The sequence below is a fragment of the Actibacterium sp. MT2.3-13A genome (genome assembly GCF_018139985.1).
In the GTDB taxonomy this organism is placed as follows: Bacteria; Pseudomonadota; Alphaproteobacteria; order Rhodobacterales; family Rhodobacteraceae; genus JAGSOU01.
The window spans coordinates 32,829-54,947 of record NZ_JAGSOU010000001.1; the positions used below are offsets into that span (position 1 = coordinate 32,829).

A 22,119-nucleotide genomic window follows, 5' to 3' on the forward strand; every position below is an offset into this window, starting at 1 on the left:
GCCACGCTCCCGCCGGTTTATCGCTGACGCAAACCGCCAAGGAGCCCGCCATGACCCAGCCCACCGATCCCGTCGCCCTGACCGCCGAGCTGATCCGCTGCCCCTCGGTCACGCCCGCCGAAGGCGGCGCGCTGGCGCTGCTGGAGGAACGCCTCTCGGCCGCCGGGTTCGACTGCACCCGCGTCGACCGCGGCGGGGTGGCCAACCTTTTCGCCCGCTGGGGCGCCAGGGGCGCGGCGAAAAGCTTCGGCTTCAACGGCCATACCGACGTGGTGCCGGTGGGCGACGCCGCCGCCTGGACCGCCGATCCCTTCGGCGGCGCGCAGAAGGACGGCTTTCTCTGGGGCCGCGGCTCCACCGACATGAAATCGGGCGTGGCGGCCTTCGCCGCGGCGGCGATCGACTTCGTGCGCGACACGCCGCCCGAGGGCGCGGTGATCCTCGCCATCACCGGCGACGAGGAGGGCGACGCGACGGACGGCACCGTGGCCCTGCTGGACTGGATGGAGAGAAACGGCGAGGCGATGTCGGCCTGCCTGGTGGGTGAGCCCACCTGCCCCGAGCGCATGGGCGAGATGATGAAGATCGGCCGACGCGGCTCGATGACCGCCTATTTCACCGCCACAGGCGTACAGGGCCATTCCGCATATCCGCACCGCGCCAAGAACCCCGTGCCGGCGCTGGCGCGGCTGATGGCGCAGCTCGACGCGCATGTGCTGGACGACGGGACCGAGCATTTCGACCCCTCGACGCTGGCGGTCACCACCATCGACACCGGCAACCCCGCCAACAACGTGATCCCCGCGCAATGCCGCGCCACGGTCAACATCCGCTTCAACGACGCGCACAGTTCGGCCAGCCTGACCGAATGGCTGCGGCGCGAGGCCGACAAGGTGGCCTGGGACAGCGGCATCGAGATCGCGATGCAGACCAAGGTCTCGGGCGAAAGCTTCCTCACCCCGCCGGGGCCGCTGTCGGACCTCGTGGCGCGCGCGGTGGAGGCCGAAACCGGCGTCAGCCCGGTGCTGTCGACCTCCGGCGGGACCTCGGACGCGCGTTTCGTCAAGGATCACTGCCCGGTGGTGGAATTCGGCCTGGTGGGCAAGACCATGCACCAGGTGGACGAGTGCGTGGAGGTGGCCCAGATCGTCCAGCTCAAGGCGATCTACGCCCGCATCCTGCGCGAATATTTCGCCTGAGCGCCGCCGGATTTGCAATGACGGGACCGCGTCCCCATGTTACGCGGACTCATGACCCAGATCCCGACCAAAGACCAGATCCTCGAATGGATCACCGACAACCCCACCCAGACCTCGAAGCGCGACATCGCAAAGGCTTTCGGGATCAAGGGGGCTGACCGGATCGAGCTGAAACGCCTCCTGCGCGAACTGGAGGCGGACGGGCATCTGGAGAAGCGGAAGAAGACCTACCGCGACCCCGACAAGCTGCCGCCGGTCAGCGTTCTGCAGGTGCTGGCGCCGACGCCCGACGGCGACCTCTACGCCCGGCCGCTGGAATGGCACGGCGAGGGAGAGGCGCCGCGCGTCCTTTTCGTCGCCCGCCCCACCGACCCCGCGCTTGGCGAGGGCGACCGCATCCTCGCCCGGCTGACCGAGGTCACCGGCGAAGAATATCCCTACGAGGCGCGGCTGATCCGCCGCATCGGCACCAACCCGCAGCGCATTCTCGGCGTCTTCCGCAAGGGGGCCGAGGGTGGGCGCATCATGCCGGTGGACAAGGGCGCCGATCTGGAATGGATGGTCGTGGCCGACGCCACCCAGGGCGCCCGCGACGGCGAACTGGTCGAGGCCGAGCAGAGCGGCCCGCGAAGCCGCTTCGGCCTGCCGCGCGCCCGCATCGTCAACCGTCTGGGCGACCCCAGCGCGCCGAAGGCGGTGTCGCTCATCGCCATCCACCAGCACGGCATTCCCGATGTCTTCCCCGATGACGTGATCGCCGAGGCCGACTGCCAGAAGCCGGCGGGGCTGGGCGGGCGCGAGGACCTGCGCCCCCTGCCCTTCGTCACCATCGACCCGGCCGACGCGCGCGACCATGACGACGCCTGCTACGCCCATGCCGACGACGACCCGAAGAACGAGGGCGGCCATGTCGTCTGGGTGGCCATCGCCGATGTCGCCCATTATGTCCGCCCGGGCTCCGCGCTCGACCGCGAGGCGCGCAAGCGCGGCAACTCCACCTATTTCCCCGACCGCGTGGTGCCGATGCTGCCCGACCGCCTGTCGGGCGACCTGTGCTCGCTGCACGAGGGCGTGCCGCGCGCCTGCATCGCGGTGCGGATGAAGCTCGACGCGCATGGCGAGCTGCTGTCGCACCGCTTCACCCGCGGGCTGATGCGCTCCGTCGCCTCGCTGAACTACCAGGAGGTGCAGGCCGCGATCGAGGGGCGCCCGAACGACAAGACCGCGCCCCTGCTCGACGAGGTGATCCGCCCGCTCTACGCCGCCCATGAGGCGACCAAGACCGCCCGCGCCCGGCGCCAGCCGCTGGATCTGGACCTGCCCGAGCGCAAGATCGTGCTCAGCGAGGAGGGCAAGGTGGAATCGGTCGCCTTCCGCGACCGGCTCGACGCGCACCGGCTGATCGAGGAGTTCATGATCCTCGCCAATGTCGCAGCCGCGCAGGAACTGACGCGGATGCGCCGCCCGTTGCTCTACCGCGTGCACGAGGAACCCAGCCCCGAAAAGCTGGAGGCGCTGCGCGAGGTGGCCGCGGCGTCGGGCTTCACGCTGGCCAAGGGGCAGGTGCTGCACACCGCGCAGCTCAACCGCCTGCTGGGCCAGGCCGAGGGCACCGAATTCGACGAGCTGATCAACATCTCGACCCTGCGCTCGATGACCCAGGCCTATTACTCGCCCATGCACCTGGGCCATTTCGGGCTGGCGCTGCGCTCCTACGCGCATTTCACCTCGCCGATCCGGCGCTATTCCGACCTGGTCGTGCACCGCGCCCTGATCACCGGCCACGGCTGGGGCAAGGACGGGCTGTCGGCCGATGACATCGACCGGCTGGAGGACACCGCCCAGCACATCTCCGACACCGAGCGCCGCTCGATGGCGGCCGAACGCGACACCACCGACCGTTACCTCGCGGCCTATCTGTCCGAGCGCGTGGGCAACGAGTTTTCCGGCCGCATCTCCGGCATCGCGCGCTTCGGCGCCTTCGTGAAGCTCGACGAGACCGGCGCCGACGGGCTGATCCCGATGCGCGACCTCGGCCAGGAATATTTCCACTTCGACAAGGACGCGCAGATCCTGACCGGCTCCGATACCGGCCTGACCATCGGCATCGGCCAGCGCGTGACGGTGCGCCTGTCCGAGGCGGTGCCGGTGACCGGCGGGCTGACGCTGGAGCTGCTGTCGCTCGACGGCAAGGCGCTGCCCCGCACGCCCGCGCGCGGCCGCGGCAAGCCCACGCGGCGCAAAGCCACCGTGGCCAAGAGGAAGGCCGCCAAGACCCAGCGCAAGGTCACCCGCAAGCGGCGCTGAGCGGTTCCCCGCGACCCCGCCGCCTGCCCGCTTCCCGGCTGTTTTCCTTCGCGCTACAATCGGCGCAAACAACAACGAGCAGGGAAGTCTTTTCGATGCGTGTCTTGGTGACGATGGCTGTGATTTTCGGGATCGCGCCGGGGCTGGCGCCGGCCACGCCCGCGACGCCGGACCAATCGCCCCGCCCGGTCGCGCGCCCGGCCGAGGGCGCCGAGGCCCCCCGACCGCAGGCGCGGCCCGCGCTGACCCGCGCGGACCCCCTCGTGCGGATGCAGGCGTCCAGCTCCAATCTCGGCTTCCAGCGCTGGATCGACGGCTTCCGCCCGCGCGCGCTGGCGCAGGGCATCTCTCCGATCGTGTTCGACCGCGCCTTCCGCGGCGTGGAATACAATACGGACGTGATCCAGAAGGACCGCAACCAGTCCGAATACACCAAGCAGATCTGGGATTACCTCGACAGCGCCGCCTCACCCTCGCGGGTCAGAAACGGCCAGGAGGCGCTGAAGAAATACCGCCACCAACTCGACGCGATCGAGGCCGCCTATGGCGTGGACAAGGAAGTCGTGGCCGCAATCTGGGGGCTGGAAAGCGCCTACGGCGAACATCGCGGCAAGATCCCCACCATCGAGGCGCTGGCGACGCTCGCCTTCGACGGGCGGCGCGGAAGCTTCTTCGAGGGGCAGCTGATCGACGCTCTGAAGATCCTGCAGTCGGGCGATGTCGCCGCGCGCGACATGACCGGTTCCTGGGCCGGCGCGATGGGCCACACCCAGTTCATCCCGTCGAGCTACCTCGCCTTCGCGGTGGATTTCACCGGCGACGGCCGGCGCGACATCTGGGCCGACGACCCCTCGGACGCGCTGGCCTCCACCGCCGCCTACCTCGCCCGGCACGGCTGGGTGAAGGGCCAGCCCTGGGGGGTGGAGGTGAAGCTGCCGCGCGGCTTCAACCACGCGCTGGCCGACCGCAAGATCCTCAGGATGCCCTCGGACTGGGCGGCGCTGGGGGTGACAGACATGCAGGGCCGCCCGGTGCGCGATCACGGCGCGGCCTCGATCCTTCTGCCGGCGGGCGCGCAGGGCGCGGCCTTCATGATCTTCAGGAATTTCGGCGTGATCGAACGCTACAACGTGGCCGACGCCTATGTCATCGGCGTCGGCCATCTGAGCGACCGGCTGAAGGGCGGCCCACCGATCCAGGCGAGCTGGCCGCGCGGCTACAAGCCGCTCTCCTTCACCGAGAAGAAAGAGATGCAGCGCCGCCTGAAACGCGCGGGCTTCCTCGACGATAAGATCGACGGGATCATCGGGCCCAACACGATCAACGCCATCCGCGCCTTCCAGGCCGCGCGCGGGGTGACGCCCGACGGCTATGCCAGCGAAGAGCTTCTGAAACTGCTCAAGGACAGCTGAGACGGGGAACCGCCTCCGCCTTCTTCTTGGCGCAAATACTCCCGCCGGAGGCTCAAGAGTTTTCCGGCGCGCCAGAGGATTCCATGCCTCCGGCGGGGATATTTCTGGCCAGAAGAACGGGGGACGGGGGTGCCGGCGTCAGCCGGGGCCGCAGCAGCGCCAGCGGGTGACGGCGCAGCGTCAGGCGCAGCGCAACATAATCCTCGACGATCTCCTCGCCCTCGGTCATGGCGCGCAGCTGCACCGCCGGCTCCACGATGCCCTCGCCGTCGAGGTCGCGGGCGAAAAGCGGCAGGGGGGTCGGCGCGGCGATGGCGCGGGCGGCCCAGAGCGCCTCGCGCCGGCTGAGCCCGAGCGCGGCGAAGGCGTCGGCCTCGGCCAGGGCGGCAAGCCGCTTGGGGCCGAGGCCGGCGCGGCGCCAGACATCCTCGAGCGATCGGTAGCCGTTGTTGCGCGCGGCGGTGATCCAGGCGGCGTCCTCCTCGCCGAGGCGCCGGATCTGGCGAAAGCCCAGCCGCAGGGCGAGGCCGCCCTCGCCGTCGGGCTCCATCACGTTGTCCCAGAAGCTCATGTTGATGCAGACCGGGCGGACCTCGACCCCGTGTTCGCGGGCGTCGCGCACGATCTGGGCCGGCGCGTAGAAGCCCATGGGCTGCGCATTCAGCAGCGCACAGGCGAAGATGCCGGGGTGGTGGCGTTTCAGCCAGGCCGAGGCATAGACCAGCAGCGCGAAGCTTGCGGCGTGACTTTCGGGGAAGCCGTAGGCGCCGAAGCCCTCGATCTGGGAAAAGCAGCGCTCGGCGAAGTCGCGGTCATAACCGTTTTTCAGCATGCCGGTAATGAAGCGGTGGTGGAAATCCGACACATGCCCGCGTTTCTTGAAGGTGGCCAATGCACGGCGCAGCCGGTCGGCCTCATCGGGGGTGAACCCCGCGCCGGTGATGGCGATCTGCATCGCCTGTTCCTGAAACAGCGGCACGCCCAGCGTCTTTCCCAGGACCTCGCCCAGTTCGTCGGAGGGGAAGGTGACCGCCTCCTCGCCGTTGCGGCGTCGGATGAAGGGGTGGACCATGTCGCCCTGGATCGGGCCGGGGCGGATGATCGCCACCTGGATCACCAGGTCGTAGAAGCAGCGCGGCCGCATCCGCGGCAGGAAGTTCATCTGGGCGCGGCTTTCCACCTGGAAGACGCCCAGGGAATCCGCCTTGCACAGCATGTCGTAGACCCCCGGGTCCTCGGGCGGCAGGGTGGCGAGGCTGTAATCGGTCTGGTGGTGCTGGGCGATGAGGTCGAACGCCTTGCGGATGCAGGTGAGCATGCCCAGCGCCAGCACGTCGACCTTGAGGATGCCTAAGCTGTCGATATCGTCCTTGTCCCAGCAGATGACGGTGCGGTCCTCCATGGTGGCGTTTTCCACCGGCACCAGCTCGTCGAGCCGCCCTTCGGTGATGACGAAGCCGCCCACATGCTGGGAGAGGTGGCGGGGGAAGCCCTGGATTTCGAGGATCAGCTCCAGCGTCTGGCGCAGGCGCGGGTCGGCGGGGTCGAGGCCGATCTCGCGCAGGCGGGCCGCCTCGATGCCCTTGGGTGAGCCCCAGCCCCAGAGCTGTGACGACAGGGCCGCCAGGGTGTCCTCGCTCAGCCCCATGGCGCGGCCGACCTCGCGCACCGCGCGCTTGCCGCGGTAATGGATCACCGTGGCGCAGAGCCCGGCGCGGTGGCGGCCGTAGCGGTCGTAGATGTGCTGGATCACCTCTTCGCGGCGTTCGTGTTCGAAATCGACATCGATATCGGGGGGCTCGTCTCGGGCCTCGGAGACGAAGCGCTCGAAGACCATGGCGCCGACCTCGGGCGAGACCGAGGTGACGCCGAGGGCGTAGCAGACCACCGAATTCGCCGCCGAGCCGCGGCCCTGGCAGAGGATGCCGCGGGAACGGGCGAATTGCACGATGTCGTGGACGGTGAGGAAATAGGGCTCATATCGCAGCTTGGCGATGAGGGCGAGTTCGTGGCCGAGCATTCCGCGCACGCGCGCGGGCGCGCCGGCGGGGTAGCGCCAGTTCAGCCCCGCGCGGGCGAGGCGCGACAGGCGTTGCGCGGCGGTTTCGCCCCCCGTCAGTTCCGAGGGGTATTCGTAGCGCAGCTCGTCCAGCGAGAAGGGGCAGCGGGCGGCGATCTCGAGGCTGCGGTGCAGGGCCTCCTCGTGGCCCGCGAAGAGGCGGCGCATCTCGTCGGCGGAGCGCAGGCGCTGCTCGCCATTGGCCAGCGCCGCGCGGCCCAGGTCCGCCACCCTTTGGCCGGTGCGGATGGCGGTCAGCACATCGGCGAGCCTGCGGCGGCGGCCGTGATGCATCAGCGGCGCGGCGGAGGCGACGGCGGGCAGGTCCAGACCCTCGGCCAGCGCGGCGAGGCGGGCGAAGCGGGCCGCGTCCTGCCCGTCATAGCGCGGGGTCATCAGCAGCGACACCTGCCCGGGGAAGCGGCGCGCCAGCCGCCCCGCCCGTGATGCCCATCCGCCCAACTCCGACGCCCGCGGCGGGTGGAGCAGCAGCTCCAGCCCTTCGCCCCAGTCCATGAGGTCGTCGAAGCGCAGCTGGCAGCGCCCCTTTTCCGCCCTCAGCCGCCCGCGCGAGATCAGCCGGCAGAGATTGCCCCATCCGGCGCGGTCGCGCGGCAGGGCGGTGGCGGCGAAACCGTCCTCCAGCACGATGCGGGCGGCGGGGATCAGGCGCGGCACGGTATGGATGGGGGCCGAGGGCGGCGCGGGAATATGCGCGGGGCGCGGCGGGCCGATCGGGTCGGCGTCGGCCGCCCGCCGTTCGGCCACCGCGCGGGCGATCTCACGCGCGCGGGCATGGGCCCGGACGATGCCCGCGACCGAGTTCTCGTCGGCGATGGCGATGGCCGGCAGGCCCAGCAGCGCGGCGCGCTCCATGTGCTCCTCGGGGTGGGAGGCCCCGGTGAGGAAGGTGAAGTTGGAGGTGATGTTGAGTTCGGCATAGGTCATGGTGAGTCGCAGTATATTCATCTTTTGTTCTCATTTGGAGTCCACGGCAGGCGCGCAGAACAACGGTTGACACACCACCGGCTGTTCACCCTATGTTCGACACAACATCAGGCTGGGAGTTCACATGGAACAATCGTCGGGAAAAGTCGTACGCTGGTCCGATTGGGACGCGGCCGGTCTTGAACACCTGTCCCTCGCCCGGACCGGGACGGGAACCGTGGTGGACAGCCTCGTCATCGGGGTGCACGAGGGCCTCCCCTATGGGCTGCACTACCGGCTGAAGCTCGACCCGCAATGGCGCGTTCGGGAACTGTTGGCCGAGCGCGCCGGCGGGACGGGGCTCCATATCCTTTCGGATGGCAAAGGGAGCTGGACGGAGGCGGGCGGAGGGGCGCTGCCCCGGCTTGACGGCTGCATCGATGTCGACATCGCGGCCACGCCCTTCACCAACAGCCTGCCCATCCGCAGGCTGGCGCTGCAGCAGGGGCAGGCGCAGGAGATCAGGGTCGCCTATGTGCCTCTGCCGGATCTGGACCCCAGGGCCGCGGAGCAGAGATACACCAGGCTCGGGAACAGGCGGTATCTCTACGAGGCAATCGCGAGCGGTTTCGCGGCCGAGCTGGAGGTGGACGAGGAGGGCATCGTCTACGACTACCCCGATCTCTTCAGGCGCCTGCCCGTCTGACTGCGGCGCTTCGCCGATCAGACGGACCGCCCGCCCCCAAGGCGGGCGCCCCCCTCGTTTCCGAAACCCAGTCACGAATCAAAGCGCCCTGGGAAGATCCTTCTCGGTTCCCTACCGGCACGCTTCCGAAATCTTCGGCGCCAGTTCCTCGACCACATGGGCGTAGACCTCGCGCTTGAAGGGCACGATGTTCTCGACCAGGTGCTCGGGCGCCAGCCAGGCCCATTCGGAAAACTCGGGGTGCTCGGTCTCTATGACGATCTGGTCGTCCGAGCCGAGGAAGCGCATCAGGAACCAAAGTTGTTTCTGGCCGCGGTATTTGCCCTTCCAGACCTTGCCCAGCAGCTCGGGCGGCAGGTCGTAGGTCACCCAGTCGCCGGTGCGGCCGATCACCTCGACCAAGTCGGCGGTGACGCCGGTTTCCTCCCACAGTTCGCGCAGGGCGGCGGCCTCGGGCGCCTCGCCCTCGTCGATCCCGCCCTGGGGCATCTGCCAGGCGGCGACCTCACTGTCGCGGCGCTGGCCCACGAAGACGTGGCCCTGCGCATTCGTCAGCATCACGCCCACGCAGGGGCGGTAGGGGAGCGTTTCGATCTCTTCGGGTGTCATCTGCGAAACGGGCCGGCGCGGAGGCCGGCCCACCTTCCTTACTTGCCGTTGCCCAGCGCCGAGAGGCCCTTGAGGATGTCGATGGCATAGGCCAGCTGGTAATCCTCCTCGCGCAGCTTGGCGGCCTCTTCGGCCTGCTTGCGCTCCTCCTCGATCTGGCGGCGCTCGTCCTCGGTCAGGCTGTCGTTGTCGAGGCTGCCGCGCAGGTCCGCCTCCGAACGGGTGCGGCGCGCGGTGCCCTCGTCCTCCTCGGCGGCAGGGCGGCGCGGGGGCTGTTCGACCACGATGTCAGGCGATACGCCCAGCGCCTGGATCGACCGGCCCGAGGGGGTGTAGTAGCGCGCCGTGGTCAGGCGCATCGCGCCGTCGCCCTTCAGCGGCATCACCGTCTGGACGGAACCCTTGCCGAAGCTCTTGGTGCCGACCACGATGGCGCGGCGGTGATCCTGCAGCGCGCCCGCCACGATCTCCGAGGCCGAGGCCGAGCCGCCGTTGATCAGCACCACCATCGGCTTGCCCTCGATCAGGTCGCCCTTGGTGGCGTTGTAGCGGTCGCTGTCGGCCGGGTTGCGGCCGCGGGTGGAGACGATCTCGCCGGCATCGAGGAACGCGTCCGAGACGCGGATGCCCTGGTTCAGCAGCCCGCCGGGGTTGTTGCGCAGGTCGAGCACCACGCCGTTGAGCTTCTCGATGCCGCCCAGCTCCTTTATGCCTTCGGCCAGCTTTTCCTCGAGATTGGGATAGGTCTGGTCGTTAAAGGTGGTCACGCGCAGCACGACGGTGTTGCCCTCGATGCGCGAGCGCACCGCGGTCAGCTTGATGACGTCGCGCACGATGGTCACGTCAAAGGGTTCGTCCACGCCCTCGCGCACCACGGTGATCACGATCTCGCTGCCCACCGGGCCGCGCATCAGGTCCACCGCCTTGTCCAGCGTCAGGCCCAGCACGCTTTCGCCATTGACGTGGGTGATGAAATCGCCGGCCTCGATCCCGGCCTCATCGGCCGGCGTGCCGTCGATCGGCGAGACCACCTTGACGAAGCCCTCTTCCTGCGTGACCTCGATGCCAAGACCGCCGAACTCGCCCCGGGTCTGCACCTGCATGTCGTCGAAATCCTTCGGCGGCAGGTAGGAGGAATGCGGATCGAGCGAGGTCAGCATGCCGTTGATCGCGGCCTCGATCAGCTTGCCCTCATCGACCTCCTCGACATATTGCGCGCGGATGCGCTCGAAAATATCGCCGAACAGGTCGAGCTGCTCATAGACCGAGCTCTGCTTCTGGGCCTCCTGGGCCAGCAGAGGGCCAGCGATCTGGGTGGTCAGCAGCATCCCGGCAATCGAGCCGCCCATCACGGCCATCACGAATTTCTTCATGGTGTCTCAGTCCTTTGTCACGTTGAACCACCCGGCGGGGTCCACGGGCGTATTGCCCTGTCTCAGTTCCATATAAAGCGTTTCCGAGCGCGCGGCACCCCCGCCGTCGGAAACTTCGCCCGAAATCGCAGCCACTCCCGGCATTTCGCCGCCCATCAGCCCCACCGGCGCGCCCGCGGACAGCACCTCGCCCGCCTCACCATAGACATCGGCGAGCCCGGCCAGAACCAGAAGATACCCCGCCGCCGGTTCAAGGATCATCACGTTTCCGTAGTCCAGCAGCGGCCCGCGGTAGCGGATCGTGGCAGGCGCGGGGGCGGTGACCAGCGCCTGCGGCCGGGTGGCGATCAGCAGGCCGGGACGCGCGATCCCGGCGGCGTCGGCCTCGTTCATCCGGCGCAGCACGCGGCCCTGCACCGGCAGCGGCAGCCGCCCGCGCAGCGCCTCGAAGGGCGGCAGCGGGTTCGCCTCCCCGGCGCCGCCCAGCGCGCCCAGCCCGCTGGCGAATCCCTCCAGCGTGTCGGCGCTCGCCAGCAGCTGGCGCAGCTTCTCGGGGTCGGCGGTGAAGCGGCGCGGCAGGTCGGTGCGGTCGGACATCGCCTGGCTCAGCGCGGTGCGCGCCTGCTGGGCGCCGGCCAGCCCCTCGGCGAGCGTCCCGGCCGCGCTCTCCTGAAGCGCGCGCAGCATCGAGGCCTCCTCGAGATCGGCGCGCAGCGCCTCGGCCTTCGCCTGCAGCGCCGGCGTGACATCGGCCAGCATCATGCCCGAGCGCGCCGTGCCCAGCGGCCCCGCGGGGTGCAGCAGCAGCAGCGTCTCGGGCGAGCGCTGCATGGTCAGCAGCACGCCGGTCAGCTGCGCGATCTCCTCGCGCCGCGCCTCCAGCTCCAGCGCCAGCGCGCGCTCGCGGATCGTGGCCCGGCGCAGCCCCTCGCGCAGCGCCGCCAGCCCGGCCTCATAGGCGCGGATGGTGCGGGTCAGCGCGGCGACGCGGTCCTGCGCGCCCTCTACCTCCTGCAGGGCGAGTCCCGCCTGGTCCAGCGCCTGCGCGGCGCGGCGGGCGGCGGTGATCGGGTCGGTCTCCGCCCCCGCCGGGGCCGCGAGCCCCAGCGCCAGGCACAGCAGAAGACCGCCCCGCCGCATCATCGCTCGATCAGGCTTGTCCCGGTCATCTCGGGCGGCTGCTCCAGCCCCATCAGCGCCAGCACCGTGGGGGCGAGATCGGCCAGACGGCCCGTGCGCAGGCGTATGCCCTCAGGCCCACCGACCAGCGCCACCGGCACCGGGTTCAGCGTATGCGCGGTATGGGGGCCGCCGGTCTCGGGGTCGATCATCTGCTCGCAATTGCCGTGGTCGGCGGTGACGATCATCGCGCCGCCCGCGCGTTCCAGCGCCGGCAGCACCCGCGCCAGCCCCTGGTCCACGGCCTCGCAGGCCCTGATCGCCGCCTCCAGATCGCCGGTATGACCCACCATGTCGGGGTTGGCGTAGTTCACCACGATCAGGTCGTAGCCCGCGCCGATCACCTCGACCAGCTTGTCGGTGACCTGCGCGGCCGACATCTCGGGCTGCAGGTCATAGGTCGCCACCTTGGGCGAGGGCGGCATGAAGCGGTCCTCGCCCGGCTCGGGCTCCTCCTTGCCGCCGTTCAGGAAGAAGGTGACATGGGGGTATTTCTCGGTCTCGGCGAGGCGGAACTGGCGCAGCCCGTGCTTGGCAACCCATTCGCCCAGCGTGTTGACGATCTCGCGCTTGGGGAAGACCGTGGTCATGTAGGCGTTGTGGCGGTCGGAATATTCCACCATGCCCAGCAGCGCCGACAGCTGCGGGCGCTTGCCGGTCTCGAACTCGGCGAAGCCCGTCTCGCCGATGGCGCGCAGGATCTCGCGGGCGCGGTCGGCCCGGAAGTTCAGGCAGAAGAAGCCGTCGCCGTCCTTGATGCCCGGCGCGTCGCCGACGACGCTGGGCTCGATGAACTCGTCGGTCTCGCCGCGCGCATAGGCCCCGGTGACGGCCTCGGCCGCGCTCTCCACCTCTTCGCCCAAGCCATTGACCATGGCGTGATAGGCGAGCGAGACGCGCTCCCAGCGGTTGTCGCGGTCCATGGCGTAGTAGCGGCCGATGACGCTGGCCACATGGGCGCCCTCCGGCAGCCCGGCCTCAAGCGCGGCGATGAAGCGGTCGGCGCTTTTCGGCGCCACGTCGCGGCCGTCGGTGAGGGCGTGGATGGCCACCGGAACGCCCGCGCCCACGATCGCGCGCGCGGCGGCCAGCACATGGCTGATGTGCCCATGCACGCCCCCGTCCGAGATCAGCCCCATCAGATGCGCGGTGCCGCCCGCGGCCTTGACCCTGGCGATGAAGTCCTGCAGCGCCGCGTTCCCGAAGAACGAGCCTTCCTCAATCGCCAGGTCGATCTGGCCGAGATCCATCGCCACCACCCGGCCCGCGCCGATATTGGTGTGGCCGACCTCGGAATTGCCCATCTGACCCGAGGGCAGCCCGGCGTCGGGGCCGTGAGTGATCAGCGTGGCCGAGGGGCAGCTGGCCATGATGTGATCGAAGGTCGGGGTCCGCGCCAGCGCCGGGGCGTTGGCCTCGGTCTCGGCGCGCACGCCCCAGCCATCGAGGATGCACAGGACAACAGGTTTCGGGGTGGTCATGGTCATCTCGGCCTTCCGCTTGCTTGGCAATCTTCTACGCAGCCCGGCGAGAAAGGACAACCGGGCGCGCGCCACGCCTTTTCTGCGAAAAAGCGTTCGAATTCCCGGAGAAAGCTCGCGCGCCTCATGCCCGGTGATAGGGCGTGCCCGCCAGGATCGCGGCGGCGCGATAGAGCTGCTCGCTCAGCATCACCCGGACCAGCATGTGCGGCCAGACCATCTTGCCGAAGGACAGGCTCGCCTCCGCCTCGGCGCGCAGGGCGGGGTCGATCCCGTCCGCGCCGCCGATCACGAAGGCCACGTCGCCCCGCCCCGCGTCGCGCCAGCGCGCCAACTGCGCGGCGAAATCGGGCGAGCTCATCTGTTTGCCGCGCTCGTCCAGCGTGCAGAGCAGCGCGCCCTGCGGGATCGCGCGGCGCAGCAGCGCGGCCTCCGCGGCCATGCCGCCGCCCTTCCTGTCCTCCACCTCGTGCAGGCTCAGCGGGCCGAGGCCCAAGGCCCGGCCCGTCCGGTCCAGCCGGCTGGCGTAGTCGTCGTAGAGGTCGCGCTCGGGGCCCGCGCGCAGGCGGCCCACGGCGCACAGATGCAGCCGCATTCAGTTCTTCGCGCGCGCGCCGCCCGCGGGCATCCACATCTTCTCGAGCTGGTAGAACTCGCGCACCTCGGGCCGGAAGACGTGGACGATCACGTCGCCGGTGTCGATCAGGACCCAGTCGCCCTGATCCTTGCCCTCGACCTTCGAAAGGCGGCCGAATTCATGCTTCAGCCGCTCCGTCAGCTTGTCCGCGATCGCCGCCACCTGCCGCGAGGAGCGGCCCGAGCAGACGACCATGTAATCGGCCATCGCGGATCTGCCGCGCAGATCGATGGTCACGATGTCTTCGGCCTTGTCTTCTGTGAGGGAACCGAGGATGCGCTCCAGCAGCGCCTCGCTCGTCAGGTCCAGGGGGGCTTGCGTCATGGGCGCGCCCGTTGCGGTTGGTGCATGCACCGCATCTGCATGATGAGACAGGACATTGTCCTCCTAGTGGTTACGCCGTCCGCGCGCCGGGTCCGCTGTCGGGGCCCTGCGCCGGGCATGATCCCAAGGTAGCATCGCGTTTGGGAAATCTCAACTCGGGCGCGGCAATTCTGCGCGGGTCCCGGCCGGACGCCGCGCCGCGCCGCTCAGCCCGGCGGCGCAGCGGGTGGTTCGCCCAGCAGCCGCACCTCGCGTTGCGGGAAGGGGATGGAGATGCCGTTCTCGTGGAACGCGTCCCACAGCGCCAGGTAGACATCGCCGCGGATATTGGTCAGCCCGCCGGTGGGATCGGTGATCCAGAAGCGCAGGATGTAATCCACCGAGCTGTCGCCGAACCCCACGATATGGCAGACCGGCGGGCGCGAGTTGAGCACCCGCCCCACCCCCTTGGCCGCCGCGATGGCGATCGCGCGCACCTTGTGCGGATCGTCGCCGTAGGAGGTGCCGAAATAGATGTCCAGCCGCACGAAATCATTGGTATGCGACCAGTTCACCACCTGCCCGGTAATCAGATCCTCGTTGGGGATCAGGTATTCCTTGCCGTCGCGGGTGACCACCGAGACGTAGCGCGCGCCAAGGCTGTTGATCCAGCCGAAGGTCTCGCCCAGGCTGATCACGTCGCCCGGCTTGATCGACTTGTCGAGCAGGATGATGATCCCCGACACCAGGTTCGACACCACCTTCTGCAAGCCGAAGCCGAGGCCGACGCCGATCGCGCCCGACAGCACGGCGAGCCCGGTCAGGTCGAACCCCACCGCCTTCAGCCCGATGAAGAAGGCCGCACCGTAAAGCGCCACCTGCATCACCTTGATCGCCAGCACCTGCATCGAGGGCGAAAAATCCTCGTTGCTGCGGATGCGCGCCGCCGTCGTCTGCGTGACCGTCCGGGCGAGCGCGAACAGCAGCCCGGTCACCGCCAGCGCCTTGACCACCGCCAGCAGCGACAGGCGGAAACTGCCAAACTCGATCGCGAGCCCGTCGAGGAACGCCGCCGCCGTCTCGGTCAACCCAAGGACATAGAGCGTGGCATAGACCCACAGCGCCCATGTCACCATCCGGCGCAGCGCCTTGTTGCGGACCAACCGCGCGGCCAGCCCCACCAGCAGCCAGGCGGTGGCCAGCGTCGCGCCGATCGCGATCAGGTAGCTGCGCGAGGGCCATGTCACCTCGCGCATGGTCCAGACCAGCGGCCAGGCCAGCAGCACGAACAGGATCAGCCGCAGCCGCCGGCGCATCACCACCAGCGCCCGCAGCCGCCATTTCGGCCAGCCCTCCAGGCTGCGCATCCAGCCATCCATTCGCGGGCCCAGCAACCAGGCCAGACCGTGGCACAGCAAGAGAAGCCCGATGATGATCAGGATCTGGTAGAGGCGCCAGCCCGGCGTCGCCAGGCTCTGCCCGAAGGCCAGCGCCTGCGCCAGCAGCGCCTCGATCTGTTCCCTCAGGGAAAGGGGGTCTGCTTGCATGCCGGATCCCTTTTCCGCCACTGTGCCACGACCGGGCGCGTCACCACAAGCGCGCGCCCTTGAACGGCCCCCGCCGAACGAGTATCTCAGCGGGCATGAAAATGGTTTTCGACATGGACGACCGGTCCCGCCTGCCGTGGCGGTTCTACGGCGCCGCACATTCGGTGCTGGCGCGCCTATGAGGCGTGCCCCGCCTCATTTCCAGCCACATCTCACAGCCATTCCCGCGGGAGAAATACGATGACCGCCCCGAAGACCCTCTATGACAAGATCTGGGATGCCCATGTCGCCCACGAGGCCGAAGACGGCACCTGCCTGCTCTATATCGACCGCCATCTGGTCCACGAAGTGACCAGCCCGCAGGCCTTCGAAGGCCTGCGCATGGCCGGCCGCTCCGTGCACGCGCCCGAAAAGACCATCGCCGTGCCCGACCACAACGTGCCCACCACGCCCGACCGCGTGAACGGCATCACCAACGAGGAATCGCGCATCCAGGTCGAGGCGCTGGACCAGAACGCCAAGGATTTCGGGATCAACTACTATCCCGTCAACGACATCCGCCAGGGCATCGTCCATATCGTCGGGCCCGAACAGGGCTGGACCCTTCCCGGCATGACCGTGGTCTGCGGCGACAGCCACACCGCCACCCACGGCGCCTTCGGCTCGCTGGCGCATGGCATCGGCACCTCGGAGGTCGAGCATGTGCTGGCCACCCAGACGCTGATCCAGAAGAAATCCAAGAACATGAAGGTGGAGATCACCGGCAAGCTGCGCCCGGGCGTCACCGCCAAGGACATCACGCTGTCGGTGATCGGCGCGACCGGCACCGCAGGCGGCACCGGCTACGTCATCGAATACTGCGGCGAGGCGATCCGCGACCTGTCGATGGAAGGCCGGATGACCGTGTGCAACATGGCCATCGAGGGCGGCGCGCGCGCCGGCCTGATCGCGCCCGACGAAAAGACCTTCGAATACATCAAGGGCCGCCCGCACGCGCCCAAGGGCGCCGAGCTCGAGGCCGCGCTGGCCTGGTGGAAGACACTCTATTCCGACGCTGACGCGCATTGGGACAAGGTCATCACCCTGAAGGCCGAGGACATCGCCCCCGTGGTGACCTGGGGCACCTCGCCCGAGGACGTTCTGCCGATCACCGGCAAGGTCCCCGCGCCCGAGGATTTCGAGGGTGGCAAGGTCGAGGCGGTGCGCCGCTCGCTCGACTACATGGGGCTGAAGCCCGGCACGCCGCTGAACGAGATCGCGATCGACACCGTGTTCATCGGCTCCTGCACCAACGGCCGGATCGAGGATCTGCGCGCCGCGGCCGAGATCCTGAAGGGCAAGAAGATCAAGGACGGCATCCGCGCCATGGTGGTGCCCGGCTCCGGCCTGGTGCGCGCCCAGGCCGAGGAAGAGGGCCTGGCCGACATCTTCATCGAGGCCGGCTTCGAATGGCGCCTGGCGGGCTGCTCCATGTGCCTGGCGATGAACCCCGACCAGCTCTCGCCCGGCGAGCGCTGCGCGGCGACCTCCAACCGCAACTTCGAGGGCCGTCAAGGCCGCGGCGGGCGCACCCACCTGCTGTCGCCGGCGATGGCGGCGGCCGCCGCCGTCACCGGTCATCTGACCGATGTGCGGGAGCTGATGTAAGCGGCGCGAATACGCCAGAAAGTCATATCGGGCTCATATGGAACTCATATGCAGCTCATACGCCGCCCCCGGCGGCAGGAGACACAAGATATGGAAAAGTTCGAAAAACTCACCGGCGTCGCCGCCCCGCTGCCCCTGATCAATGTCGACACCGACATGATCATCCCCAAGCAGTTCCTGAAGACCATCAAGCGGTCGGGCCTGGGCGTGAACCTGTTCGACGAGATGCGCTATGACGACAACGGCAACGAAAAGCCGGATTTCGTGCTGAACAAGCCTGCCTACCGCGAGGCCGAGATCCTCGTCGCGGGCGACAATTTCGGCTGCGGCTCGTCGCGCGAACACGCGCCCTGGGCGATCAAGGATTTCGGCATCAAGGCGATCATCTCGACCTCGTTCGCCGACATCTTCTTCAACAACTGCTTCAAGAACGGCATCCTGCCGATCGTGCTGCCGAAGGCGCAGGTGGACGTTCTGATGAAGGACGCCGAAAAGGGCGCGAACGCCCGCATCACGGTGGACCTGGAGGCGCAGACGGTGACCAGCTCGGACGGCGAGGTGTTCCAGTTCGAGGTCGATCCGTTCCGCAAGCATTGCCTTCTGAACGGGCTGGACGACATCGGCCTGACCCTCGAAAAGGCCCCGGCGATCCAGGCGTTCGAGACCCGGATGACCGCCGAGCGCCCCTGGGTCTGACCCCCGGCCCGGCCACAAGATGTTGGGCCGCCCCGCCGGGCGGCCCGCTTTTTTTCGCCATATTGATGCAAAGTAGCGACAGTTTCTCCACGAAAAAGCCTCAAAGAAGCCCTTAACTTTCGAGACCCCCTTGCCGGGCGACTCGAACTTGGGCAAAAATGAGGCAATTATGAGGCATACCGTCGGCAAGACGGATCCATGTGGGACAAGGCCGCGGCAACGTATCGCGACCGACCTGAATGGGGGCAAGGGGCAGTGATTGCTCAACTCACAGGCGCCGCCGTGCGCGCATTTCTCGTGGTGTTGCTGATCGCAACGCCGTCGTTGCTGCTTTCCGATGTGCCGTCGGACGCAACGCAGATCGTCGCGCTGGTGGCCTTGTTCGCCGCCGGACTGACCTTCTTCGAATACAATGCGAAATACCCCGGCCTGGTCGAGTTCCGCGACGCCCCGCCCTTCAACCGCATCCGCTTCGGCTCGATGCTGGTGACGGTGTTCCTGCTGACGATGATCTGCCTGGGGCAATACGAGCCCACGCCGCTGACCCAGTTCGTGCGCGCGGTCGGCGCGCTGGTCGGCGTAATCATCGACTTCCCCTATTCGCCGGCGAGCCTGGTGCTGCTGATGCTGCCGCCGGACGCCTCCTACCAGGATGCCCAGCTGGTGCGGATGTGCGCCGGCATGGCCTATCTGGTGTCGCTGGTCTCGCTGGGGGTGTTTATCCTGCTGATCCGCGTCAATCACTGGCCCTCGCGCAACGGGGCGTTCAACGTGTGGGTGAACCTGCCCACCTTCGACCCGACCGCCGGCGGCGACGTGGTGGACCGGCTGGCCCGCGACGCGCGGTTCAACGTGGCGCTTGGCTTCATCCTGCCCTTCGTCATTCCGGCGGTGTCCAAGGCGGCCGCGATCGCCTTCGGGCCGGTGACGCCGAACAATTCGCAAACGCTGATCTGGATAATCTCCGCATGGGCGCTCCTGCCTTCCAGCCTCTTCATGCGCGGCATCGCCATCGGCCGGATCGCGCGGATGATCCGCGAGCAGCGCCGGCGCGCCGCCCCCGCCGAAGAGGCAGAGTTCGTGCCGGCCTGATCCTGGCGCTGGCCCTGCTGGCGGCCGGCCCCGCCCGGGCCGATCCGCTGCGCGTCGCCAGTTTCAACACCGAGCTTTCGCGCAAGGGTCCCGGCCTGCTGCTGCGCGACATCCTGCGAGGCGACGATCCGCAGGTCGCGGCCGTGGTCACGGTGATCGCCGCCGCCCGCCCCGACGTGATCGCGTTGCAGGGCATCGATTACGACCTCGACGGCGCGGCGCTGAACGCGCTGGCCGGGGCGCTGGCGCAGGCCGGGCTGGACTATCCCCACCGCTTTGCCGGGCCGCCCAACAGCGGGCGGCGCAGCGGTCTGGACCTCGACGGAGACGGGCGCGCGGACACGCCGCGCGACGCGCAGGGCTACGGGCGCTTCACCGGGCAGGGCGGGATGGCGGTGCTGTCGCGCTATCCGCTGGCGGTGCCGGAGATGCGCGATTTCACCCCCTTGCTCTGGGCCGATCTGCCCGGCGCCGCCCTGCCTAGTGCCGGCGGAAAACCCTTTCCCGGCGCCGGGGCGCAGGCGGTCCAGCGCCTGTCGTCGGTGGCGCATTGGGACCTGCCGGTGGACGCCCCGCAGGGCCGGCTGCACCTGCTGACCTTTCATGCCACCACCCCCGTCTTCGACGGGCCGGAGGACCGCAACGGGCTGCGCAACCGCGACGAGTTGCGGCTCTGGCCGCTCTATCTCGACGGCGCGCTCGGGGCCGCGCCGCCGGAACGTTTCGTGCTGCTGGGCGACGCCAATCTCGATCCCGCCGACGGCGAGGGCCGGCACGAGGCGATCCGCGCCCTGCTGGCCGACCCGCGCCTGCAGGACCCCCGCCCGCAGAGCCCCGGCGCGCGGGCCGCGGCCGATCCCGGCCACGCGGGCGACCCGGCGCTGGACACCGTGGACTGGGACGGACCCGGAAACCTGCGCGTCGATTACGTTCTGCCCGCCGCCGGGCTGCAGGTCCGGGCGGCGGGCGTCCTGTGGCCGGAGGCCGGCGGATCAGTGAACGGGATCGATGCCGAGACCGCGGCCCGCGCCTCGCGCCACCGCCTGGTCTGGGTGGATCTTGGAGGGTAACCCGGCCAGCATCACCTCGCGCCGCGGGCTAAGCCGGAAGCCAGGCAGGAACCGGCTGAACTTCTCGTCCGACAGCCAGTGCGGCGTGGTCCAGAGATAGCGCATCTCCAGCAACTCGCGGGCCAGTTCCCAGAACGGGGCCGCCAGCCGCATCGCCCACCACGGAAAGCGCGAAACCCGCAGGTCGCGGCGCAGTTCCGCCTCCAGCGTGCTGCGCAGCTCGTTAACGGTGAAAGAATGACCCGGGAAGGGCACATCCTCGAACCGACCCAGCCGGTCGCGCATTTCCACCAGCGAGACCGCAGCCCGCGCCCAGTCCGGCAGATAGGCATAGGGCTGAACCGCGGCCGGGTCGCCCATCGCCGTCACCCGCCCGCGCTTGATCGCGTGCAGCAGGAGCATGCTCATCACGTCGCCGTTGCGCTCGGGGTCGATGAAATTGCCGGCGCGCAGGATCAGCGTCTGGACGCCGCTGTCGCGATAGGCCTGCTCCATCTCCACCCGGATCGCGCCCTTGCGCGTGCACGGCGTCTGCGGCGTGGCCTCGGACAGCGCGCCGCCGCGGGCGCCGAAATTGTAGACATTGCCGGGGATCACCACCATCGCGCCCGAGGCGCGGGCGGCCGCGATGACCTGCCGGGTGATGCTCGGGATCAACTCAACCCAGTTGTGGTAGTTGGGCGGGTTCAGCCCGTTGACGATCACCTCGCAGCCCTGCGCGGCGGCGACCATGTCGTCGCGGGCACGGTCGAACAGGCGCACCTGCCAGCCGGCCCTGCCGAAAGCCTGCGCCGCGTGGCGGCCGATCTTGCCCGAGGCGCCGAGAATCAAAACCTTCTTGGTCATGGGACATTTCCTTGCTTGCTGTTGCTGAGGGCAAGGTGGGCCAGACACCTGCGTTTTAGAATTGTCCAAGATCAACGATATGCTATTCATTATTGAATGGATAACCCGCTGGACTGGACCCTGTTGCAGAGCTTCGCCGCCGTCGCGGAGACCGGATCACTGTCGGCCGCGGCGCGGCGGCTGGGCCAGAGCCAGCCCACCATCGGCCGCCACATCCGCGCGCTGGAAGAGGCGCTGGGGGTGGAGCTGTTCACCCGCGCGCCGAGGGGGCTGATCCCGACCGAGGCCGGGCGCGGCCTGATCGGGCCGGCCGAACAGATGCGCGAGGCCGCCGCCAGGCTGCAGCTGGCCGCAGCGGGGCAGGACTCGGGCCTGGTCGGGCCGGTGCGCGTGACCGCCTCGGCGGTCGTGTCGCATTTCATCCTGCCGCCGATCATCGCTGAGATCCGCCGCGCCCATCCCCAGATCCAGATCGACCTGGTGCCCTCGGACAGTTCGGAGAACCTGCTGTTCCGCGAGGCCGATATCGCGCTGCGCATGTATCGCCCGACCCAGCTCGACCTCATCGCCGCCCATGTCGCCGACCAGAAGATCGGGCTTTATGCCGCCACCGCCTTTCTCGACCGGGTGGGACGGCCGGAAAGCGTGGAGGAACTGATGGCGCTGGATTTCGTCGGTTTCGACGCCAACGAGACCATCATCCGCACCATGCGTGCCGCCGGGCTGGAGGTGTCGCGCGACTTCTTCGCGGTGCGCTGCGACGACCAGGCCGCCTATTGGCAGCTGGTCCGCGCCGGCTGCGGCGTCGGCGGAATGCAGGTCGCCATCGGCGAGGCCGAGCCGGGGGTGGAGCGCATCCTGCCCGATCTGCCGCTGCCCGCCCTGCCGGTCTGGCTGGCCGCGCCCGCCGCGCTGCGCCACACCCCGCGCATCCGGCTGGTCTGGGACGCGCTGGCGGCGCGCCTGTCCGGCGCTTGACCCGTCTGCCGCCACGCATTACCCCTTCGTCACCCTATTCTCAGATCAAGG

Annotated in this window: 18 protein-coding genes; 9 read left to right on the forward strand and 9 right to left on the reverse strand. The window is 68.9% G+C overall.

Translation table 11 applies throughout. The features are described from left to right. Positions 1-50 precede the first annotated feature (50 nt). The 3 genes from dapE to KCI33_RS00155 all read left to right on the forward strand — a co-directional run bounded on the left by dapE (position 51) and on the right by KCI33_RS00155 (position 4,918). Entirely contained in the window at positions 51-1,199 is a 1,149-nt protein-coding gene (gene dapE, locus KCI33_RS00145; RefSeq protein WP_212522723.1) for a succinyl-diaminopimelate desuccinylase, read from the forward strand. Positions 1,200-1,250: 51 nt separating this feature from the next. After that, positions 1,251-3,506: a ribonuclease R gene (rnr, locus tag KCI33_RS00150; protein WP_212523071.1), complete on the forward strand. Its 2,256-nt coding sequence runs from the start codon at positions 1,251-1,253 to the stop codon at positions 3,504-3,506. A 95-nt stretch (positions 3,507-3,601) separates the two neighbouring features. After that, positions 3,602-4,918, forward strand: a complete 1,317-nt coding sequence (locus tag KCI33_RS00155) for a lytic murein transglycosylase (RefSeq protein WP_212522724.1) — start codon at positions 3,602-3,604, stop codon at positions 4,916-4,918. Between the two features lie 52 nt (positions 4,919-4,970). On the opposite strand, the gene KCI33_RS00160 is transcribed toward KCI33_RS00155, so the two are convergent. Continuing rightward, the gene (locus KCI33_RS00160) at positions 4,971-7,946 is read right to left on the reverse strand and encodes an error-prone DNA polymerase (RefSeq protein WP_249138828.1); all 2,976 of its coding nucleotides are present in this window, start codon (positions 7,944-7,946) and stop codon (positions 4,971-4,973) included. A 103-nt stretch (positions 7,947-8,049) separates the two neighbouring features. On the opposite strand from KCI33_RS00160, the gene KCI33_RS00165 reads away from it, so the two are divergent. Then, on the forward strand, positions 8,050-8,610 hold the full coding sequence (locus KCI33_RS00165; protein WP_212522725.1) for a putative glycolipid-binding domain-containing protein: 561 nt from the start codon (positions 8,050-8,052) through the stop codon (positions 8,608-8,610). A gap of 111 nt (positions 8,611-8,721) precedes the next feature. On the opposite strand, the gene KCI33_RS00170 is transcribed toward KCI33_RS00165, so the two are convergent. From KCI33_RS00170 to KCI33_RS00200, 7 genes are all read right to left on the reverse strand, one after another. Further along, the gene (locus KCI33_RS00170; RefSeq protein WP_212522726.1) at positions 8,722-9,219 is read right to left on the reverse strand and encodes an RNA pyrophosphohydrolase; all 498 of its coding nucleotides are present in this window, start codon (positions 9,217-9,219) and stop codon (positions 8,722-8,724) included. Between the two features lie 38 nt (positions 9,220-9,257). After that, on the reverse strand, positions 9,258-10,592 hold the full coding sequence (locus KCI33_RS00175) for a S41 family peptidase (protein ID WP_212522727.1): 1,335 nt from the start codon (positions 10,590-10,592) through the stop codon (positions 9,258-9,260). Between the two features lie 6 nt (positions 10,593-10,598). After that, positions 10,599-11,735, reverse strand: a complete 1,137-nt coding sequence (locus KCI33_RS00180; RefSeq protein WP_212522728.1) for a peptidoglycan DD-metalloendopeptidase family protein — start codon at positions 11,733-11,735, stop codon at positions 10,599-10,601. Then, positions 11,732-13,252 carry a 2,3-bisphosphoglycerate-independent phosphoglycerate mutase gene (gpmI, locus tag KCI33_RS00185; protein ID WP_212523073.1) on the reverse strand — a complete coding sequence of 507 codons (1,521 nt, stop codon included), beginning with the start codon at positions 13,250-13,252 and terminating at the stop codon, positions 11,732-11,734. Before gpmI ends, KCI33_RS00180 begins: the two co-directional genes overlap by 4 nt. A 124-nt stretch (positions 13,253-13,376) precedes the next feature. Further along, complete coding sequence (rlmH, locus tag KCI33_RS00190) at positions 13,377-13,847, reverse strand: 23S rRNA (pseudouridine(1915)-N(3))-methyltransferase RlmH (RefSeq protein ID WP_212522729.1); 471 nt, start codon at positions 13,845-13,847, stop codon at positions 13,377-13,379. After that, entirely contained in the window at positions 13,848-14,213 is a 366-nt protein-coding gene (rsfS, locus tag KCI33_RS00195; protein WP_212522730.1) for a ribosome silencing factor, read from the reverse strand. It abuts the gene before it with no gap. Between the two features lie 206 nt (positions 14,214-14,419). After that, the gene (locus KCI33_RS00200) at positions 14,420-15,739 is read right to left on the reverse strand and encodes a mechanosensitive ion channel domain-containing protein (RefSeq protein WP_212522731.1); all 1,320 of its coding nucleotides are present in this window, start codon (positions 15,737-15,739) and stop codon (positions 14,420-14,422) included. A gap of 240 nt (positions 15,740-15,979) precedes the next feature. On the opposite strand from KCI33_RS00200, the gene leuC reads away from it, so the two are divergent. From leuC to KCI33_RS00220, 4 genes are all read left to right on the forward strand, one after another. Beyond that, complete coding sequence (leuC, locus tag KCI33_RS00205) at positions 15,980-17,386, forward strand: 3-isopropylmalate dehydratase large subunit (RefSeq protein ID WP_212522732.1); 1,407 nt, start codon at positions 15,980-15,982, stop codon at positions 17,384-17,386. Between the two features lie 90 nt (positions 17,387-17,476). Beyond that, entirely contained in the window at positions 17,477-18,082 is a 606-nt protein-coding gene (gene leuD / locus KCI33_RS00210; protein ID WP_212522733.1) for a 3-isopropylmalate dehydratase small subunit, read from the forward strand. A 282-nt stretch (positions 18,083-18,364) separates the two neighbouring features. Further along, positions 18,365-19,174, forward strand: a complete 810-nt coding sequence (locus tag KCI33_RS00215) for a hypothetical protein (protein WP_349252162.1) — start codon at positions 18,365-18,367, stop codon at positions 19,172-19,174. Between the two features lie 14 nt (positions 19,175-19,188). Further along, positions 19,189-20,244: an endonuclease/exonuclease/phosphatase family protein gene (locus KCI33_RS00220; protein ID WP_249138840.1), complete on the forward strand. Its 1,056-nt coding sequence runs from the start codon at positions 19,189-19,191 to the stop codon at positions 20,242-20,244. Here the strand turns inward: KCI33_RS00220 and KCI33_RS00225 are convergent. Then, entirely contained in the window at positions 20,167-21,090 is a 924-nt protein-coding gene (locus KCI33_RS00225; protein WP_212522735.1) for an epimerase, read from the reverse strand. The two genes, KCI33_RS00220 and KCI33_RS00225, sit on opposite strands and share 78 nt — an antisense overlap. Positions 21,091-21,186: 96 nt before the next feature. Between KCI33_RS00225 and KCI33_RS00230 the strand changes: the two genes are divergently transcribed. Further along, entirely contained in the window at positions 21,187-22,068 is an 882-nt protein-coding gene (locus KCI33_RS00230; RefSeq protein WP_212522736.1) for a LysR family transcriptional regulator, read from the forward strand. Positions 22,069-22,119: the final 51 nt, after the last annotated feature.

Coding starts and splice junctions, on each gene's coding strand:
- dapE (WP_212522723.1), top strand. CDS start 51: ATGACCCAGCCCACCGATCCCGTCGCCCTGACCGCCGAGCTGATCCGC.
- rnr (WP_212523071.1), top strand. CDS start 1,251: ATGACCCAGATCCCGACCAAAGACCAGATCCTCGAATGGATCACCGAC.
- KCI33_RS00155 (WP_212522724.1), top strand. CDS start 3,602: ATGCGTGTCTTGGTGACGATGGCTGTGATTTTCGGGATCGCGCCGGGG.
- KCI33_RS00160 (WP_249138828.1), bottom strand. CDS start 7,946: ATGAATATACTGCGACTCACCATGACCTATGCCGAACTCAACATCACC.
- KCI33_RS00165 (WP_212522725.1), top strand. CDS start 8,050: ATGGAACAATCGTCGGGAAAAGTCGTACGCTGGTCCGATTGGGACGCG.
- KCI33_RS00170 (WP_212522726.1), bottom strand. CDS start 9,219: ATGACACCCGAAGAGATCGAAACGCTCCCCTACCGCCCCTGCGTGGGC.
- KCI33_RS00175 (WP_212522727.1), bottom strand. CDS start 10,592: ATGAAGAAATTCGTGATGGCCGTGATGGGCGGCTCGATTGCCGGGATG.
- KCI33_RS00180 (WP_212522728.1), bottom strand. CDS start 11,735: ATGATGCGGCGGGGCGGTCTTCTGCTGTGCCTGGCGCTGGGGCTCGCG.
- gpmI (WP_212523073.1), bottom strand. CDS start 13,252: ATGACCACCCCGAAACCTGTTGTCCTGTGCATCCTCGATGGCTGGGGC.
- rlmH (WP_212522729.1), bottom strand. CDS start 13,847: ATGCGGCTGCATCTGTGCGCCGTGGGCCGCCTGCGCGCGGGCCCCGAG.
- rsfS (WP_212522730.1), bottom strand. CDS start 14,213: ATGACGCAAGCCCCCCTGGACCTGACGAGCGAGGCGCTGCTGGAGCGC.
- KCI33_RS00200 (WP_212522731.1), bottom strand. CDS start 15,739: ATGCAAGCAGACCCCCTTTCCCTGAGGGAACAGATCGAGGCGCTGCTG.
- leuC (WP_212522732.1), top strand. CDS start 15,980: ATGACCGCCCCGAAGACCCTCTATGACAAGATCTGGGATGCCCATGTC.
- leuD (WP_212522733.1), top strand. CDS start 17,477: ATGGAAAAGTTCGAAAAACTCACCGGCGTCGCCGCCCCGCTGCCCCTG.
- KCI33_RS00225 (WP_212522735.1), bottom strand. CDS start 21,090: ATGACCAAGAAGGTTTTGATTCTCGGCGCCTCGGGCAAGATCGGCCGC.
- KCI33_RS00230 (WP_212522736.1), top strand. CDS start 21,187: ATGGATAACCCGCTGGACTGGACCCTGTTGCAGAGCTTCGCCGCCGTC.